This is a genomic window from Streptomyces sp. NPDC096046 (assembly GCF_040303285.1).
GTDB lineage: Bacteria > Actinomycetota > Actinomycetes > Streptomycetales > Streptomycetaceae > Streptomyces.
Window position 1 is genome coordinate 17762 of sequence record NZ_JBEOSZ010000044.1, and the last position, 15061, is coordinate 32822.

Annotated in this window: 14 protein-coding genes and 2 pseudogenes; 9 read left to right on the forward strand and 7 right to left on the reverse strand. The window is 72.8% G+C overall.

All coding sequences use genetic code 11. The features are described from left to right. The first annotated feature begins 77 nt into the window (after positions 1-77). Together ABTX62_RS29425 and ABTX62_RS29430 are read left to right on the forward strand one after the other, a co-directional pair. A complete protein-coding gene (locus ABTX62_RS29425) occupies positions 78-992 on the forward strand; it encodes an SDR family oxidoreductase (RefSeq protein WP_352119015.1) in 915 nt (304 codons plus the stop codon). A 175-nt stretch (positions 993-1167) separates the two neighbouring features. Next, positions 1168-1863, forward strand: coding sequence for a L,D-transpeptidase family protein (locus ABTX62_RS29430; RefSeq protein ID WP_352119016.1), 696 nt, complete (start codon positions 1168-1170; stop codon positions 1861-1863). Positions 1864-1893: 30 nt separating this feature from the next. On the opposite strand, the pseudogene ABTX62_RS29435 reads toward ABTX62_RS29430, so the two are convergent. Then, a pseudogene (locus tag ABTX62_RS29435) lies at positions 1894-2197 on the reverse strand (gfo/Idh/MocA family oxidoreductase); the annotation flags it as partial. A gap of 128 nt (positions 2198-2325) precedes the next feature. On the opposite strand from ABTX62_RS29435, the pseudogene ABTX62_RS29440 reads away from it, so the two are divergent. Both ABTX62_RS29440 and ABTX62_RS29445 read left to right on the forward strand, forming a co-directional pair. Further along, a pseudogene (locus ABTX62_RS29440) lies at positions 2326-2772 on the forward strand (ROK family protein); the annotation flags it as partial. Between the two features lie 164 nt (positions 2773-2936). After that, positions 2937-3095 carry a hypothetical protein gene (locus ABTX62_RS29445; RefSeq protein WP_180989589.1) on the forward strand — a complete coding sequence of 53 codons (159 nt, stop codon included), beginning with the start codon at positions 2937-2939 and terminating at the stop codon, positions 3093-3095. Between the two features lie 313 nt (positions 3096-3408). Here ABTX62_RS29445 and ABTX62_RS29450 read toward each other — a convergent pair whose 3' ends face one another. After that, the gene (locus tag ABTX62_RS29450) at positions 3409-4755 is read right to left on the reverse strand and encodes a S1 family peptidase (protein ID WP_352119017.1); all 1347 of its coding nucleotides are present in this window, start codon (positions 4753-4755) and stop codon (positions 3409-3411) included. A 122-nt stretch (positions 4756-4877) separates the two neighbouring features. Then, positions 4878-5867: a hypothetical protein gene (locus tag ABTX62_RS29455; RefSeq protein WP_352119018.1), complete on the reverse strand. Its 990-nt coding sequence runs from the start codon at positions 5865-5867 to the stop codon at positions 4878-4880. Between the two features lie 24 nt (positions 5868-5891). Between ABTX62_RS29455 and ABTX62_RS29460 the strand changes: the two genes are divergently transcribed. The 3 genes from ABTX62_RS29460 (at position 5892) to ABTX62_RS29470 (ending at position 8883) form a co-directional block, all read left to right on the forward strand. Next, positions 5892-7070: a MalY/PatB family protein gene (locus tag ABTX62_RS29460; RefSeq protein ID WP_352119019.1), complete on the forward strand. Its 1179-nt coding sequence runs from the start codon at positions 5892-5894 to the stop codon at positions 7068-7070. A gap of 30 nt (positions 7071-7100) precedes the next feature. Further along, positions 7101-7481 (forward strand): PPOX class F420-dependent oxidoreductase, encoded by a 381-nt coding sequence (locus ABTX62_RS29465; RefSeq protein WP_352119020.1) that lies wholly within the window; start codon positions 7101-7103, stop codon positions 7479-7481. A gap of 64 nt (positions 7482-7545) precedes the next feature. Further along, a complete protein-coding gene (locus ABTX62_RS29470) occupies positions 7546-8883 on the forward strand; it encodes a Gfo/Idh/MocA family protein (protein WP_352119021.1) in 1338 nt (445 codons plus the stop codon). A gap of 7 nt (positions 8884-8890) precedes the next feature. Here ABTX62_RS29470 and ABTX62_RS29475 read toward each other — a convergent pair whose 3' ends face one another. Together ABTX62_RS29475 and ABTX62_RS29480 are read right to left on the reverse strand one after the other, a co-directional pair. Next, entirely contained in the window at positions 8891-9301 is a 411-nt protein-coding gene (locus ABTX62_RS29475; RefSeq protein ID WP_352119022.1) for a Zn-ribbon domain-containing OB-fold protein, read from the reverse strand. A gap of 151 nt (positions 9302-9452) precedes the next feature. Further along, complete coding sequence (locus ABTX62_RS29480; protein WP_352119054.1) at positions 9453-10121, reverse strand: TetR family transcriptional regulator; 669 nt, start codon at positions 10119-10121, stop codon at positions 9453-9455. 220 nt (positions 10122-10341) lie between these two features. Between ABTX62_RS29480 and ABTX62_RS29485 the strand changes: the two genes are divergently transcribed. Both ABTX62_RS29485 and ABTX62_RS29490 read left to right on the forward strand, forming a co-directional pair. Further along, positions 10342-11073 (forward strand): peptidoglycan-binding domain-containing protein, encoded by a 732-nt coding sequence (locus tag ABTX62_RS29485; protein ID WP_352119023.1) that lies wholly within the window; start codon positions 10342-10344, stop codon positions 11071-11073. A 9-nt stretch (positions 11074-11082) separates the two neighbouring features. Beyond that, complete coding sequence (locus ABTX62_RS29490) at positions 11083-11571, forward strand: flavin reductase family protein (protein ID WP_352119024.1); 489 nt, start codon at positions 11083-11085, stop codon at positions 11569-11571. 333 nt (positions 11572-11904) lie between these two features. On the opposite strand, the gene ABTX62_RS29495 is transcribed toward ABTX62_RS29490, so the two are convergent. Beyond that, positions 11905-14307, reverse strand: a complete 2403-nt coding sequence (locus tag ABTX62_RS29495; protein ID WP_352119025.1) for a SpoIIE family protein phosphatase — start codon at positions 14305-14307, stop codon at positions 11905-11907. Between the two features lie 323 nt (positions 14308-14630). Continuing rightward, positions 14631-15011, reverse strand: a complete 381-nt coding sequence (locus tag ABTX62_RS29500; RefSeq protein ID WP_352119026.1) for a hypothetical protein — start codon at positions 15009-15011, stop codon at positions 14631-14633. Positions 15012-15061: the final 50 nt, after the last annotated feature.

Here is a 15061-nt window from a genome sequence, read left to right on the forward strand (position 1 = left end):
GGTGAAAGGCGACAGAAGATGTCCGGTTTACCCGTCACGCTGAAGGCGGCAAGCAGTCAGCTCAAGGGAGGTCGGACATGTCAGCTCCGTTGCAGGGCAAGGTCGCACTCGTCGCCGGTGCGACCCGGGGCGCCGGACGGGGAATCGCCGTCGAACTCGGCGCGGCCGGCGCCACGGTCTACGTCACCGGCCGCAGTACCCGGGCCCGCCGCTCGGAGTACGACCGCCCCGAGACCATCGAGGACACCGCCGACCTGGTCACCGCCGCCGGCGGCCGGGGCATCGCGGTCCCCGCCGACCACCTCGACCCGGCGCAGGTCCGGGCCCTGGTGGACCGGATCGCGGCCGAGCAGGGCCGCCTCGACGTCCTCGTCAACGACATCTGGGGCGCCGAGAAGCTCTTCGAGTGGGAGAGCCCGCTCTGGGAGCACGACCTCGACAACGGCCTGCGCCTGCTCAGACTCGCCGTCGAGACGCACGCCATCACCAGCCACCACGCCCTGCCCCTGCTGCTGCGCAACCCCGGCGGCCTGGTCGTCGAGGTCACCGACGGCACCGCCGACTACAACGGCGAGAACTACCGGGTGAACTTCTTCTACGACCTCGCCAAGACCTCCGTCCTGCGCATGGCCTTCGCCCTCGGCCGCGAACTCGGCCCGCGCGGTGCCACAGCCGTCGCCCTCACCCCCGGCTGGCTGCGCTCGGAACTGATGCTGGACACCTACGGCGTGCGGGAGGAGAACTGGCGCGACGCCCTGGAGCGCGTCCCCCACTTCGCCATCTCCGAGACCCCGCACTACGTGGGCCGGGCCGTGGCCGCACTGGCCGCCGACGCCGACGTGGCGCGCTGGAACGGCCGGTCCCTCTCCAGTGGCGGACTCGCCCGGGAGTACGGCTTCACCGACCTCGACGGCAGCCGCCCGGACGCCTGGCGCTACGTGGTGGAGGTCCAGGACGCGGGCAAGCCGGCGGACACGGCCGGCTACCGCTGACGCCGAGGACTCGACCGACGTAATCAACCGCTCTGCAGAGATATGCCCCACCTCGTACCGGTGGGGTATGTCACTGTTCCGTCGCAGCGCGGCCGACAGTACAACCGGAGTCCGACTCCGCCCGTCTAGCTGGCAGACATCGCACACTCACTTCCGCGAAAGGGCATGGCCAGCCATGGGGGACGTACGCAGACGGAGTGCCGTCGCACTGGGAATCACCGGACTGGTGGCACCGCTCACGCTCGTGCTCGGCGCCACGCCGGCCGCCGCCGCGAGCTGCACCACGCAGACCGGCCCGCACCAGAAGAAGGTGGAGAAGTTCCTCGGCCGTCCGGTCGACGGCAAGCAGTCCGCCGCCGACTGCAAGGCCATCAAGGCCTTCCAGACCAAGCACGGCATCTCCCCGAACATCGGCTACGCCGGTTCCATCACCTGGGGTGTGATGGACCTGATGCAGAAGCAGAAGGCCGTCGGGAAGAACCCCGGCAAGGACGGCAAGTGCCCGGTGAACAAGGGCCGGATCGCCTGTGTGAACCTGACGCTCCAGCTGAGCTGGATCCAGGACGGCGAGAAGCTCGTCTACGGCCCGGTCCCGGTGCGCACCGGTCGCAACGGCGACGAGACGCGCACCGGCCTGAAGAAGATCTACTGGCGCAACATCGACCACGTCTCGTCCCTCTACGACGTGCCGATGCCCTACGCCCAGTTCTTCGACGGCGGCCAGGCCTTCCACCAGGCGAACGTCAGCATGTGGAACCCGCCGGGCTCCCGCGGCTGCGTCAACATGACCAAGACCGACGCCAAGAAGTACTGGTCGATGCTGAAGAAGGGCGACGACGTCTTCGTCTACGGCCGCAAGCCGGGCACCTGATACCGGGCACCCGGCCCGCACCGACGTCCCCTACCGCGGGGCGTCCCCGAAGTCCGGGATCTCCAGCCTGACCCCGCCCCGCTGCGCCGACTCGTGCGCGATGATGCCCGGCAGGGTGTAGCGGGCGGCCACCCAGGCGTTCACCGACGGCAGTGTGCGGTCGTTGACGGCGGGTGACGCAGTCGTCCACCAGGAAGTGGTGGCTGCCCTCGTGGCCGTTGTGGAGGTGGTCGAACTCCCGCGGCAGCCGCGCCCGGTCGTGCACGGGAGCCGACCCGGAGGTGAAGGCGGCCCGCAACTCCGGCGCGATGCTCTGGAGTGACGGATCGTCAGAAGGCAGGGGTGAGCTTGGGTTGGGAGAGGATCAGGTTGATCTGTTCATTGGTCTGGTCGAGGCTGCTCACGGGCTTACCGTTGCCGCAGATGTCCTCCATCACGGGCGACATCAGCGCCGTCATGTCCGGCCGGCACTGGATCGTGGATCCCCACGGGCCGCTCACCCCGGACGGCAGGCGGGGCAGCGCCGTGTCGCTGCTGACCATCCCCAGCATCCGCTACCAGATCCGGGCCGCCACCGGCGGCGACCGGGCCTACGAGGAGATCCTCGCCCTGGCCGCGGCCGGGGACCCGATGTCCGCCCGGGTCGTCGAGGAGGCCGCGCGGGCCCTGGGCACGCTCGTCGCGCAGATCTCCGACTTCGTGATGCCGCAGAGGATCCTGCTCGCGGGGGAGGGGGTGGGGCTGATGGACGTGGCCCGCGCGACGGTCGAGGAGACGGTCCGCGAGCACCGGCATCCGCTGGCCGCCCCGGTCGACCTGGAGACGAAGGCGTCGGACTTCCACGACCGGGCCCGTGGTGCCGCCGTGTTGGCCATCAAGGTGCTGGTGCTCGGATCGGCCGAAGCCTGAACGACGGTGAACGGGCTCGGCGGCGAAAGGTACCCGCAGGTGGCGGATGTGAACAGGCTCACGTTTACCGGGAGATGGACGTGATCAGTAACACTGTCCGAAATGCCCCATTGGTTCACGATGGCTCACATCGCCTTCACGTCCCGCGCCGTATGCTTCACAGCATGTCCACCACCGTTGAAACATCATCCGAGCGATCGGCTGACGAGGTCAACGAGGAGATCCGTGCGCTGTGGCGCCGGTCGGGCGGGACGCTGAGCGTCGAGCAGCGCGAGGAGTACCAGCGGCTCGTCCTGGAGTGGGCCTCCGCGGCCCCGCAGTAGGAGACCGCGGCCCGACCTCGTCCCGGCCCGCATCGGACCCTCGTCGAAGGGCACCCCTGATCCGTGGGTGCCCTTCTCGCACTTTCCTCGGCCGTCGTCTACGGCATCTTCACCGGCGGTCTCCTGTCCCGCCGCGTCCCTCACACCGCCGTCACCTTCCTCGGTCAGCTCGGCGGGCTGCTGCTCGCCCGCGCCGCCGCCCTCCTCCGGACCGGCCGCCGTCAGGCGGCGGGGCTGCTGGGGGCGGGCGTCGCGACCGTCCTGCTCACCCCGGGCCGAGGGAAGCAACCGGCCGTCGCGGGCCGCCGAACGTTCATCCCCAAGTGGCCGAGTAGTGCTGCCGGTACGCCTTGCGGTCCTGCTCCGCGCGGATCCACCGGGTCGCCACCAGGGCGACGAGGCTGCCCGCGATGACGAGCATCCCGGGTCCTACATTGCGCGGGTCGGTGAGGCGGCTCAGCAGCGTCGACACGTCGGTGCCCGTGATCGGCGCCGTCGAGCCCGGGGAGGCGGCACCCGGTGAGGCCGACGGTGCCGGTGCGGCGCCCGTGCCACCTTCCGACTGGGCCACGATCAGCTTGACTCCCAGCTCGGTCAGCGCCTTGGTCACCGGCTGGAAGAACGTCGTGCCGCCCGCCCTGCAGTCGCCGCTGCCGCCCGACGTCACGCCGAGCGCGACGCCGTCGGCGAACATCGGACCTCCGCTGTCGCCCGGTTCGGCGCACACGTTCGTCTCGATGAGCCCCGTGACGGTGCCCTCGGGGTAGTTGACCGTCGCGTTGAGCGCGGTCACCTCTCCCTCGCGCAGTCCACTGGTGCTGCCGCTGCGGAAGATCTTCTGCCCGACCTCCGCGTCGGCGACGCCCGTGATCCGCACACCCTTGCCGTCACCGACCGCCACGATGTCCGCGCCCTTGCCCGCGCGGCCGCCGTCGTACTTCACCAGGGAGTAGTCGTCGCCGGGAAAGCTGCCCTTGAGTGACGTGCCGACCTGGCTCCGGCCGCCGTCGTCGGCGAACCAGACGGACCCGTCGGGCCCGCAGTGCCCGGCCGTGAGGATGAAGTCGCTCGTCCCGTCGGTCACGTTGAACCCCGCCGAACAGCGCCCGGCGGTCGACAGGATGGGTTGCGCGCCGTTGATCCGCGTCGTGAACGTGCCCTCGGTGCGCTCCATGCGCACGAAGGAGCCGATGCCCTCGGCGACCTCGGTCATCCGGGACCAGTCGGAGGCGGAGACGGTGCTGTCGCCCCGCACCACCACCTGATTGCTCTTGTAGTCCAGGGCCCACGAGGTTCCGGAGACCCTGGGGGCCGAACGCAAGGCCGCCGTGGCGGACTTGAGGTCGCTCATGCTGTGGCCGACCATCTTGGCCCGCGCGCCGGCGCGCTGCACCTCGGCGGCCGCCTTCTCGTCGGTGACCGCGACGACCGGCCGTCCCGCCGAGTCCACCCAGCTGCCGGCCGTGCGGGAGTTCCCGAGCCGGGACATCAGGTCGGTGCCCTCACCGGTCGCCGGCGGCGCGGTGAACGGGACGCCGATGGACGGGGCCGGGGGCTCGCTCGCCACGGCGGTGGTGACCATCGCTCCTCCGAGGAGGAGTCCGCCGACGGCCGCCAGCCGTGTCACTCGCCGGACGACCCGTCGTCGTGCGTGCCTCATGCATGGCTCCCGAACCCGAACATCACGGTGCGAACACCGCGGAGCCCTCCTTGAGTTGAGTGCCCCTCACCCATACGGGGCGGAGCCGCGCCGCGTTCAGCGCCCCGGTGATCTCTTCGGCCTCACCCGGCCGCCGGGGCCGCGAGCAGGGCCCCGCTGCGCGCGTCTCCCCACACCGAGTCCGGATCGACATAGGGCCGCAGCAAGGCGGTGAGCGCCGGGTCGCCGCGGCCGTTCAGCTCGTCGGAGGCGATCTTGCGGGCGATTCCGGCGAGGAAGTCCGCGACCTGCACCCGCGCGTCGTCGCGTGCGACGACGAGCCGCACCCCGGCCAGGCCGATCCCGGCCCGCCGGGCCGTCCCCTCGATCCACGCGATGCGGTCCGGCGTCAGCATGTTCTGCCGGTCGTGCACCAGCCGGAGCGGCCGTCCGTCCCCGTTCCAGAGCGCGGCCGTCCGCACGATCGCCGGGAGCAGCGGATTGAGCGGCGGGATCAGGGGCGGCCCGGACAGCAACCCGTCCCGGTAGGACACCGCGCGGGGCCGGGTCGCGGCGAGCCGCTCCAGGATCCCCGCCGCGTCCGTCCGCGGATGCGCGCGGCGCAGGGCGTCGACCGTGCCGTAGAAGGCGTCCACCGGGTCCCCGTCGTGCCGCACCCGCAGCAGTCGGTTGGCGGCCTCCAGGAACGCCCGCCAGCCGTCCTCCCCGAAGGCCGGGCGCCCCCCGCGGAACAGGGCGACCGCCTCGGCCGGGTCGCCCAGCAGCAGGCCGACGGCCCGGTCCACCACGAAGAAGCTCTTCTCCATGAGGTGCAGCCGCGCCTGGCCGTGGATCGGCCCCTCCGGCGCGAGCAGCCAGTCCAGCACCGCGCGGTGCTTCTCCCGCAACAGGTGGTTCGCCTTGTACTCCTCGGCCGGTGAGCGGATCCGGTCCCGGATCTCTCCCACCGTCGCCGCGGCCGACGCCACGGACAGCGAGACACCGGCATGCGCGAACACGTCCGTGTTCCCGCCGGTGAGGTTCTCACCGTCCGACCCCGACTCGTCGCACGCGATCTCCAGGACCGCGCCCGCCGCCCCGCCCCGCTCCCGGTCCGCATGATTCCCGCTCACCGCACAGCCCCCTATCGTGTGCCCATGACCAGGATCCCGCACGAGTCGTCCGGTGAACCGAATCCCCTCCAGGCCCTCCCGGTGGACCGCCTCCGCAGGCGCACCAGCATGAAGTGGCGCACGTATCCCGAGGACGTGCTGCCGCTGTGGGTGGCCGAGATGGACGTTCCGCTCGCGGAACCCGTCGTGCGGGCCGTCACCGACGCGCTGCACCTCGGCGACACCGGCTACCCCGCGGGCACCGCCTACGCGGAGGCCCTGGCCGCCTTCGCCGGGAAACGCTGGGGCTGGCACGGGCTCGCCGTGGAGCGCGCCGCGATCGTGCCCGACGTCATGCTGGGCGTCGTCGAGATGCTCAAACTGGTCACCGGCCCCGGCGACACGGTGATCGTCAACCCGCCCGTGTACCCGCCGTTCTACCCCTTCGTGGAGCACCTGGACCGGCGGGTGGCCGAGGCCCCGCTCGGCGCCGACGGGCGGATCGACCTCGATGTCCTGGAGGAGGCCTTCCGGCAGGCCGTGGCGGGTGGGCGACGCGCCGCCCACCTGCTGTGCAGCCCCCACAACCCGACCGGCACCGTGCACACCGCCGAGGAGTTGTCCGCCGTCGCCGGGCTCGCCGAGCGGTACGGCGTGCGCGTCGTCGCCGACGAGATCCACGCCCCGCTCGTGATCGGCGGAACCGGTTTCGTGCCGTACCTGAGCGTGCCGGGCGCCGAGCGCGGCCTGTCCCTGATGTCGGCCTCGAAGGGCTGGAACCTGCCCGGGCTCAAGGCCGCCCTCGCGATCGCCGGGCCCGGAGCCGCCGCCGACCTGGACCGGATGCCCGAGGAGGTGGGACACGGCCCCAGTCACGTCGCCGTCATCGCCCACACCGCCGCCCTGCGCGACGGCGTCACCTGGTTGGACGCCCTGCTGGCAGGCCTCGACGACAACCGGCGGCTGCTCGCGGACCTGCTGGCCGAGCACCTGCCCGCGATCCGCTACCGGCCCGGCGACGCCACCTACCTGGCCTGGCTCGACTGTCGCGCCCTCGGGCTCGGCGACGACCCGGCCGACGTCTTCCTGCGCCGCGGCCGCGTCGCCCTCAACTCCGGCCTCCCCTTCGGCACCGGCGGCACCGGTCACGTCCGCCTCAACCTCGCCACCTCGACGGAGGTGCTCACGGAGGCGGTGGGCAGAATGACGGCGGCGCTGCGCTGAGACCGGGGACGCGCTCGTACACTTCCCGCCATGGACGACAGGACGCTGGACCGACTCGGCGCGGGCAAGTACCTGCTGATCACCAGCTACCGCAAGAACGGTACGCCGGTGGCCACCCCGGTCTGGGTGGTGCGCGACGGGGACGCGCTCGGGGCGTGGACGTCGGCCGAGTCCTGGAAGGTGAAGCGGATCCGCAACCGCGCCGACGTGCTGGTGGGCCCTTGCGACCTGCGCGGCAAGCCCACCGGCGACCAGGTGCCCGCGACGGCGGAGATCTGCGACCCGGCCACCACCGCCCGCTACCGGAAACTGATCGCCCGCAAGTACGGCCTGACGGGCCGGCTGACCCTGCTCGGCAGCCGGCTGCGCCGGGGCGTGGACGGCACCGTGGGGATCCGCGTCACCCTCTGACACCCGGCAAGCGCTCACGGCCGCGGGGGAGTGGACGCCCCGTGCGCGGGAAAGGGCACCTGCCATGAGCCGAACTCCCGTCCTGCGCGCAGCCGTCGTCGGCACCGGCCAGCGGGCCCAGCTGTTCACCCGCGGGCTCGCCGAACGTCCCGGCCATCTCGTGGCCGCGCTGTGCGACCCGAGCCCGACCCGGATGGCCTTCCACAACCGGCTGCTGGCCTCGACCGGCGCACCGGCCGCCACCCCGTGGGAGCCGGGCCGCTTCACCGGCATGCTCACCGAGGAGGGTATCGACGAGGTCGTCGTCACCACCGTCGACGCCGAGCACGACCGCTACATCGTCCCCGCCCTGAAGGCGGGCTGCCGGGTCGTCACCGAGAAGCCGATGACCGTCGACGCCGGGCGCTGCGCACGCATCCTCGACACCGTCCGCGAGACCGGCAACTCCCTGACGGTCGCCTTCAACTACCGTTTCAACCCCGTACACGAGAAGGTCCGCGCCCTGCTCGCCGACGGCGCGGTCGGCGAGGTGCTGTCGGTTCACTTCGAGTGGCTGCTCGACGTACGGCACGGCGCCGACTACTTCCGCCGCTGGCACCGCGAGAAGCAGCACAGCGGCGGCCTGATGGTGCACAAGTCCTCGCACCACTTCGACCTGGTGAACTGGTGGCTCGCCGACGAGCCCCGGGAGGCCTTCGGCTACGGGCGGCTCGGCTTCTACGGCCGTGAGGCGGGGGAGCGGCACGGACTGCGCCGGGACTACGACCGCGCCCACGGGGCGGAACCGGCCGCCGACGACCCCTTCGCCCTGGACCTCGCGGCCGACGACACCCTGCGCGCCCTCTACCTCGACGCCGAACACGAGGACGGCTATGTGCGCGACCGCAATGTCTTCGACGGGCCGGTCACCATCGAGGACGACATGTCCGTCCTCGTGCGCTACGCGCGCGGCGCGACCATGACGTACCACCTGACCGCCTACTCCCCGTGGGAGGGCTACCGGGTGATGTTCAACGGCAGCGCGGGCCGGCTGGAGCTGGAGGTCGAGGAGAGCCGCTGGCAGTCACCGCGGACCCGGCTCACCTCGGCGCCCGGGTCGGTGCACGGGGACACGGCGGCCGGGCACGCGGGCGGCGCCCGCCTGACCCTGCGCCCGCTGTGGCGGCCCCCGGTGGACGTGCCGCTCGCGGTCGCCCACGAGGCCCACGGCGGCGGGGATCCGCGCATGCTCGACGCGCTGTTCGGCCCCGTCGGCCCCACCCGCCCGGCGGACGCGGCCGCCGCCACCCATCCGACGGCCACCGAACGCGACGGCGCGCTGGCCCTGGCGGTCGGACTGGCGGCCAACCGGAGTTTCGAGACGGGCCGGCCGGTGCGCGCCGACGAGCTGATCACCGGCTGAGCGAGGCTCAGCTCCACGCCCGGTACGGCTCGTCGAGCAGCTGGAAGACCGGCTCGCCCCGTACCGGGTCCTTGGCCGTGGACAGCCGCACCCGGTCCCCGCTGTGGATGCCGATCGGCGGGCCCATCACCCGGCCGCGCACCACGAACCCCTCGGCCATCTCGATCTGCGACACATTCCGTGCCGCCGGGGTGTTGCGGTGCACCACCGTGGAGTGGCGGACGGTGCCCGTGCCCTCGGCGCGCTCCGTGCGCAGATCGCTGCCCCGGCAGACCGGGCACAGCAGCCGGTGGTACATGGCGGTGCCGCACCAGGTGCAGCGCTGGAAGAGGATGGCCTCCGCGTTCCGGCCTCTCGAATCGAGCAGACCCGTCGCGGAGCCGGCTGCCTGCTGAGCGACGCTTCCTGAGTGGTACACGTTGGTCAACTCCCTGCACTCGGCCGGAATCCGCGCGCGCGATCACCCGCGCACACGTGTGCGCGGTTCGCCGTGCCACCGTGCACGCAGCACAGAGTATGGCACTCAGTGCCACTCGTAAAGGCACTCCGTACCCTCAATGTGCGGGGTCTCAGTCCCGCCCCAGCGTCGTCTCGATCTCCTGCACGACCCGCCACAGGGGCGCCCCGCGCCGTGACACGACGACCACCACGTCCTCCGGCCGCTCCACGGCCGGCGGCACCGGCCCGCCGCCGAACGCCGATTGCACCAAGGCCATCGCGTGGTCGACCGCCGCGCTCGCCTCGCCCTGTCCGTCCGAGCGCAGCCAGGAGCGCAGCGCGTTGTTGTGGGCCGCGACCACCGCCGCCGCGATCACGTCGGCCCGCAGGGTGCCGTCCCGGCGGGCGGCGAAGCGCCGGCGCAGGTACTCGGCCAGGGCCCGCTCGTAGCGCCACACCACCGACAGCTCATAGGCGCGCAGCCCGGGCACCCGCTTGGTGAGGCGGTAGCGCTGTACCGAGAACGTCGGGTTCTCGGCGTACATCCGCAGCACCAGCCGGGCCGCGTCGCAGACCCGTCCCACGGGTTCGTCGTCGTCGGAGCCGTCGGCGAGGAAGGCCGTCATGTCGGCCAGGCACCGCTCGTGGTCCGGGAAGACCACGTCCTCCTTGGAGGGGAAGTAGCGGAAGAACGAGCGCCGTCCGACACCGGCGAGGGCCACGATCTCGTCGACGGTGGTCTGCTCGTACCCCCGCTCCAGAAACAGCTGGAAGGCCGCCGCCACCAGGGCGTCCCGCATGGGCGGCTTTCCGGCGCCGGCGTCGGCCTTCTCGGAGCTCATGAGCGGGAACGTAGCACCCATAAGACCCTTCATGGCACTCAGTGCACTCCTGGGGAGGTACCGAGTGCTCTGCTCGCCGGGCCGATCGGCCTCTGAACCGGAGGCGCGGAAGCCGCGTATCTAGCGGCAGGACGATCCTCGAAGCCGGGAGCCCTGGGCCCGGACGAAGGAGAGCAGCGTGTCGACACCGTCCGAGCCCCGGCCGCCGCACGACGGCCCGGCCCTCGAACCCATCCGCGTCCTGCGGCCCCGCCGCACCGACGCCCTCGCGGAACTGATGCGGGAGTTCCGCGAGGACACCGGCCAGGAGGACAGCGGCTACGAGTCCGTAGCGCTTCCGGGGAGACGGCCGACCGGTTCCGAGGCCCTGACCCAGGAACTCCCGCCCGTCGCCCGCGCGACCCGCCCGCGTACGGACACCGCACCGCCGGGGGCCGCACCGCCGAGGGCCGGACTGCCGGGGGCCGGACTGCGCCGCGCCGCCGTCGCGGTGGCCGTCCTCGCCGCCGCCGTGATCGGCTTCGGCGGCGCACTCCTGCTCCGCGGCGAGCCCGACGACGCCGGCGCGGCGCCCGCGCCCCACCCGCCCCGGTCCGCCGCCGCCCCCACGCCCGACCTCACCCCCACCCCCACCCCCACACCGCCCGCCACGGCAGCCGTGGACCCCGACGGCGCGGGCACCCTGCGCGAGGGCGCGAGCGGCCCCGAGGTGACCGAACTCCAGCAGCGCCTCCTGCGCGTCCCGGACGTCTACCGGGACGGCTCGACCAGCGGCCGCTACGACCCCACCCTCACCGCGGCGGTCGCCCGCTTCCAGCTCTGGTACGGCATCCGCGGCGACGAGACCGGCGTCTACGGCGATGACACCCGGGCCGCGCTGGAGTCCCGCACTCCTGCGGGTACGGGCTGATGTGTGACCATGGCCGGCATGGACGAGTTCATCGATCGGCTGAACCCCGACATGGTGGTGGTCACGGCCGCCGCGGGCGGTGAACGGGCGGGCTGCCTCGTCGGGTTCGCCTCGCAGTGCTCGCTGCGGCCCGTGCGGTTCGCGGTGTGGCTGTCCGAGCTCAACCACACCTTCCGGGTGGCCCGGAACGCCGAAGTCCTCGCCGTGCACCTGCTCGGCCGCGAACAGCACGGCCTCGCCGAGCTGTTCGGCGGGCAGACCGGCGACCGGACCGACAAATTCCAGGATGTCCGCCTGCGGGAGGCGTACGGCGGGGCCCTCGTCCTGGAGGACGCGCCGGCCTGGTTCGTGGGACGCACAGTGACGCGAGTCGGCGGCGGCGACCACATCGGCTTCATCCTCGACCCGGTCGAGTGGGGCGGACCCGAGGACGGTGACGGGCCGTTGCTGCGCCTTTCCGACGCCCTCACCATCCACCCCGGTCACCCGGTCGACTGACGCCGCCGCCCGTTCCTCGAACGCAGGGCAAGGGCTGGGTAAAACAGCGGACAGCGGGGCCGCCCGGCGTCACCCTGGGCCGGGGGCGACGCAACGAGGCGCCCGAACCGCCGCGAACCGAAGGCCACGCCCATGAACGGCTCCCGCATCCCCGGCCTGGTGCTGCCCACCCTGTTCCTGCTGGCCCTGCTCGTGGGCCTGTGGTGGTACTGGAGGCACCGCGGGGACTCGTGAGGCGGCCCTGGCCCTACCGGCCCGCCCTACCGGCCCTCCTCCTCCGGCCCTCCTCCTCCGGCCCTCCTCCTCCGGTCCTGCTCTTACCAACCCTGTCCCCTACTGGTCCTGACCCCCGGGGACCCGGACGTCCACCACGCACACGTCGTCCCGCCGCTCGTCCGGCAGCATCCGCGCGAGCAGCGGCCCCAGCGATCCGGGCCCGTCGCCGTGCGGAGCCGCCACCGCCTCGGCGAGCTGCTCCAGACCCCGGTCGATGCTGTCCGGGGGGTGCTCGACCAGGCCGTCGGTGTAGAGGATGAGCCGGTCGCCCGGGTCGAGACGGCACTCCGCCTCCTGGTAGACCGACGTGGCGGCCGCCCCGAGCAGCGTGCCGGCGGGGCGCCGCAGATACCGCGCCTCGCCGTCGCGCAGCAGCAGCGGCGGGGGATGACCCGCCTGGGCCCAGACCAGGCGCCCGCGGCGGGGGTTGTAGCGGGCCAGCACCATCGTGGCGCTGGCGTGGGAGTCGCGCGAGTGCAGCAGCAGCGTGTTCAGCCGGGCGAGCGCGCCGGTCAGCGACGAGCCGGTGATGATCATGCCCTTCGCGGTGAACCGGAGCTGGGCCATCGTGGCCACGGCGTCGACCCCGTGCCCGGCGACGTCGCCGACCACCAGCAGCGCGTCCCCGTCGGGCAGTTCGATGGCACTGAACCAGTCACCGCCGAGGTGCACCCCCGACTGGGCCGGCAGATAGGCGACCTCGACGCGCAGCCCGGCCAGGTGCACGGGCCGGTTGGCCAACGGCAGCAGCGCGTGCTGGAGCCGGGTGGCCAGGGTCCGCTCGGCCTGGAGCACGTCGTGCTGCGTCAGGATCGCCCGCTCGCTCTCGACCAGCGCCAGCTCCGCCCGCCGCCGGGCGGTCATGTCCTGTACGAAGCCGTGCACCTCGACGGGCGTGCCGTGCCGGTCGGCCACCGCCTCGGCCGCCAACCGCAGATGCCGGATGCCGCCGCTGTTCCGGATCCGGAACGGCACGTCGAACGGACGCCCCTGGTGGAGAAGTTCGTCGACGGCGCGGGTCAGCGCGGGTGTGTCCTCCGGCAACGCGAGCTCCGGCACTTCGGAGAGGCCCACCGGACCGTGCGCGGGATCCCGGCCGACGAGGGAGAACACCTGGGTCGACCAGGAGGCCTCCTGCGTGACCAGGTTCCAGTTCGCCCAGCCGAGATTGCCCAGCCGCTGCAGGTCCGCCAGCCGCTGCTCCTGCCGGTCGGAGGGACCGTGCCGGATCCACGAGACGACGAGGGCGTCGCCCAGCGGCGCGGCCCGGGCCGTGTACAGCGACAACTCGGCGACGCCCGCCACGACCTCTTCGTGCGCGAACGGCTCGCCCTCGTACGCCTGCCCGGTGGCCAGCACCCGGAGGCAGCCCCGCCACAGCGGCTCGGCGGCCAGGGCCGGCCGCAGTTCCAGCAGCCGCCGCCCTGCCGGCTCCTCACCGGTCCGGCCCAGCAGATCGCCCACCTGGCCGGTCGCGGCCTGCACCCGGAAGTCCTCGACCTCACCCGGCGCTGCCCGCAGCGGCGTGAGCAGCATCGCCGCGACCGGCAGCGCCTCGAACAGCGCCTGCACCGCGTCCGTGGCGGCGTCGGCGCTCCGTTCGGGCGGGGTGTCGAAGGCGCGCAGCCGGCCGGCGCACAGCCTGGCGACGCCCCGCAGATGGGCGCGATCACGGGCGGTGAACACCCCGGCACGGCCGCGCAGCACGCCGATGCAGACCTCGGGTACGGCCGGGCCCGCGGCGAGTACCGGAAGCCAGGCACGTGAGCGCCACCGGTCGGGAGGGTCGCCGATGAGCAGGTACCGCCGCTCGTCCGTGGCGAAGTCCTCCAGCCAGCGCGGCTCGCCCGCTCGCAGCGCGTCCAGCGCGGCCATGCCGCTCAGCGGCGGCACCTGGCCCCACTGGGCCGCGAGGGTGTCGTCGACACCCGCGTGACCGATCAGTCCGAGGCCGCCGTCGGGCCTGCGCGCGTAGATCAGGACCGCGTCCGCCGACATGTCGGGGCCGAGATGCTCCAGCAGACACCGGGCGAGGTCGTGCGGTGTCATCACCCGAACGAGGGCCTTGCCGAGGCGGGCCAGAGCGGCGGTGACGTCGTCCGGCACGGCCGACTGCTCCAGCGCGGTCGCCTCGGAACAGGGAACCCCGATGCCGACGGCCTCGCGCGCCCCGCTCCGGCCGGCCGGCGCCGGAGCGAGACCGCCCAGCGTGATCCAGCACTCCTCCAGCAGGGTGTGACGGGCGGCCTTGGCCCGCTGGAGCAACTGTTCGCCCGCCGCGTCGGCGGTACAGCCGGTCAGCGCCATCACCGCCCCCTTGGCGCGTTCCACGACAGCCGAGGTGGCCGCCTGGTCGCGCAGCCGGTCCAGTTCGGCGCGCTGCCGGGCGACGATCTTGGCCAGTTCGGCCAGGTCCGGTGCGCCACCGGGCTGCGCCGACGTCACGGGCTCGCTCGTCACGCGTTGAGCATTGCACACCTGGGCCGAGGGGAAGAACGCCCTGTGCGCACGTATGGATCGCCCGCCTCAGGCACCCCGTCGGTCACATGGACCTCGTGGCGCCGTCCGTGGCCGTGCAGTTCCAGCGTGCGGATACGGCCACAGCCGCAGCAGCCGGCTGAGCCCCCCGGCATCACCTGGTAGGCCGGTACCGGAAGCGGGACCATCGGGAAGACGGCGGCCCGCAGCGGCAGCGGTCGGCCGGTGGTGTGGGGTTCGCCGCGCCGGACCTTGGTGCTCCGTCACCCACGGGTGCGCGCGACGGGCGGGTCATGCCCGCGCGCTCAGGGCTGGCGGTTGGCCTCCACCAGGGCCTGGGTGACCGCCCGGACGCTGCGCGCGATGTGCTGGAGCTGCATGACCTCGGCCGCGTACAGCTTGATCGTGTGCTCGATGACGCCCTCGTGCAGGCCGAGTCCGGGCAGGTCGGCGCGGGCGGTCTGGAGGGCGGTGCGGGCGACCCGGATCTCCTGCTGGACCTGGATCTGGGCATGCCGCGCGAGGAGGACGGGGTGCCGGATGAACACCGGGTATCCGGCGTAGCGCGTGGGCACCAGCTCGCGCAGCCACTTGGCCGCCGAGCGCTCCCAGTCGTAGCTGCCTGGCATCTTGACCTGGCAGGGCCAGTCAGGGCTGATGCGCGTGGTCGTCAGGGGCATGATCATCGCTCTCGGGTGTGCGGCGTCGCGAGGGTGGACGACGAGTCGGGGCGGCC

Excerpts from the sequence above, each read along its gene's own strand:
- ABTX62_RS29430 (WP_352119016.1), top strand. The coding sequence starts at position 1,168 with ATGGGGGACGTACGCAGACGGAGTGCCGTCGCACTGGGAATCACCGGA.
- ABTX62_RS29425 (WP_352119015.1), top strand. The coding sequence starts at position 78 with ATGTCAGCTCCGTTGCAGGGCAAGGTCGCACTCGTCGCCGGTGCGACC.
- ABTX62_RS29490 (WP_352119024.1), top strand. The coding sequence starts at position 11,083 with ATGGCCGGCATGGACGAGTTCATCGATCGGCTGAACCCCGACATGGTG.
- ABTX62_RS29450 (WP_352119017.1), bottom strand. The coding sequence starts at position 4,755 with ATGAGGCACGCACGACGACGGGTCGTCCGGCGAGTGACACGGCTGGCG.
- ABTX62_RS29500 (WP_352119026.1), bottom strand. The coding sequence starts at position 15,011 with ATGATCATGCCCCTGACGACCACGCGCATCAGCCCTGACTGGCCCTGC.
- ABTX62_RS29480 (WP_352119054.1), bottom strand. The coding sequence starts at position 10,121 with ATGCGGGACGCCCTGGTGGCGGCGGCCTTCCAGCTGTTTCTGGAGCGG.
- ABTX62_RS29465 (WP_352119020.1), top strand. The coding sequence starts at position 7,101 with ATGGACGACAGGACGCTGGACCGACTCGGCGCGGGCAAGTACCTGCTG.
- ABTX62_RS29460 (WP_352119019.1), top strand. The coding sequence starts at position 5,892 with ATGACCAGGATCCCGCACGAGTCGTCCGGTGAACCGAATCCCCTCCAG.
- ABTX62_RS29470 (WP_352119021.1), top strand. The coding sequence starts at position 7,546 with ATGAGCCGAACTCCCGTCCTGCGCGCAGCCGTCGTCGGCACCGGCCAG.
- ABTX62_RS29445 (WP_180989589.1), top strand. The coding sequence starts at position 2,937 with ATGTCCACCACCGTTGAAACATCATCCGAGCGATCGGCTGACGAGGTC.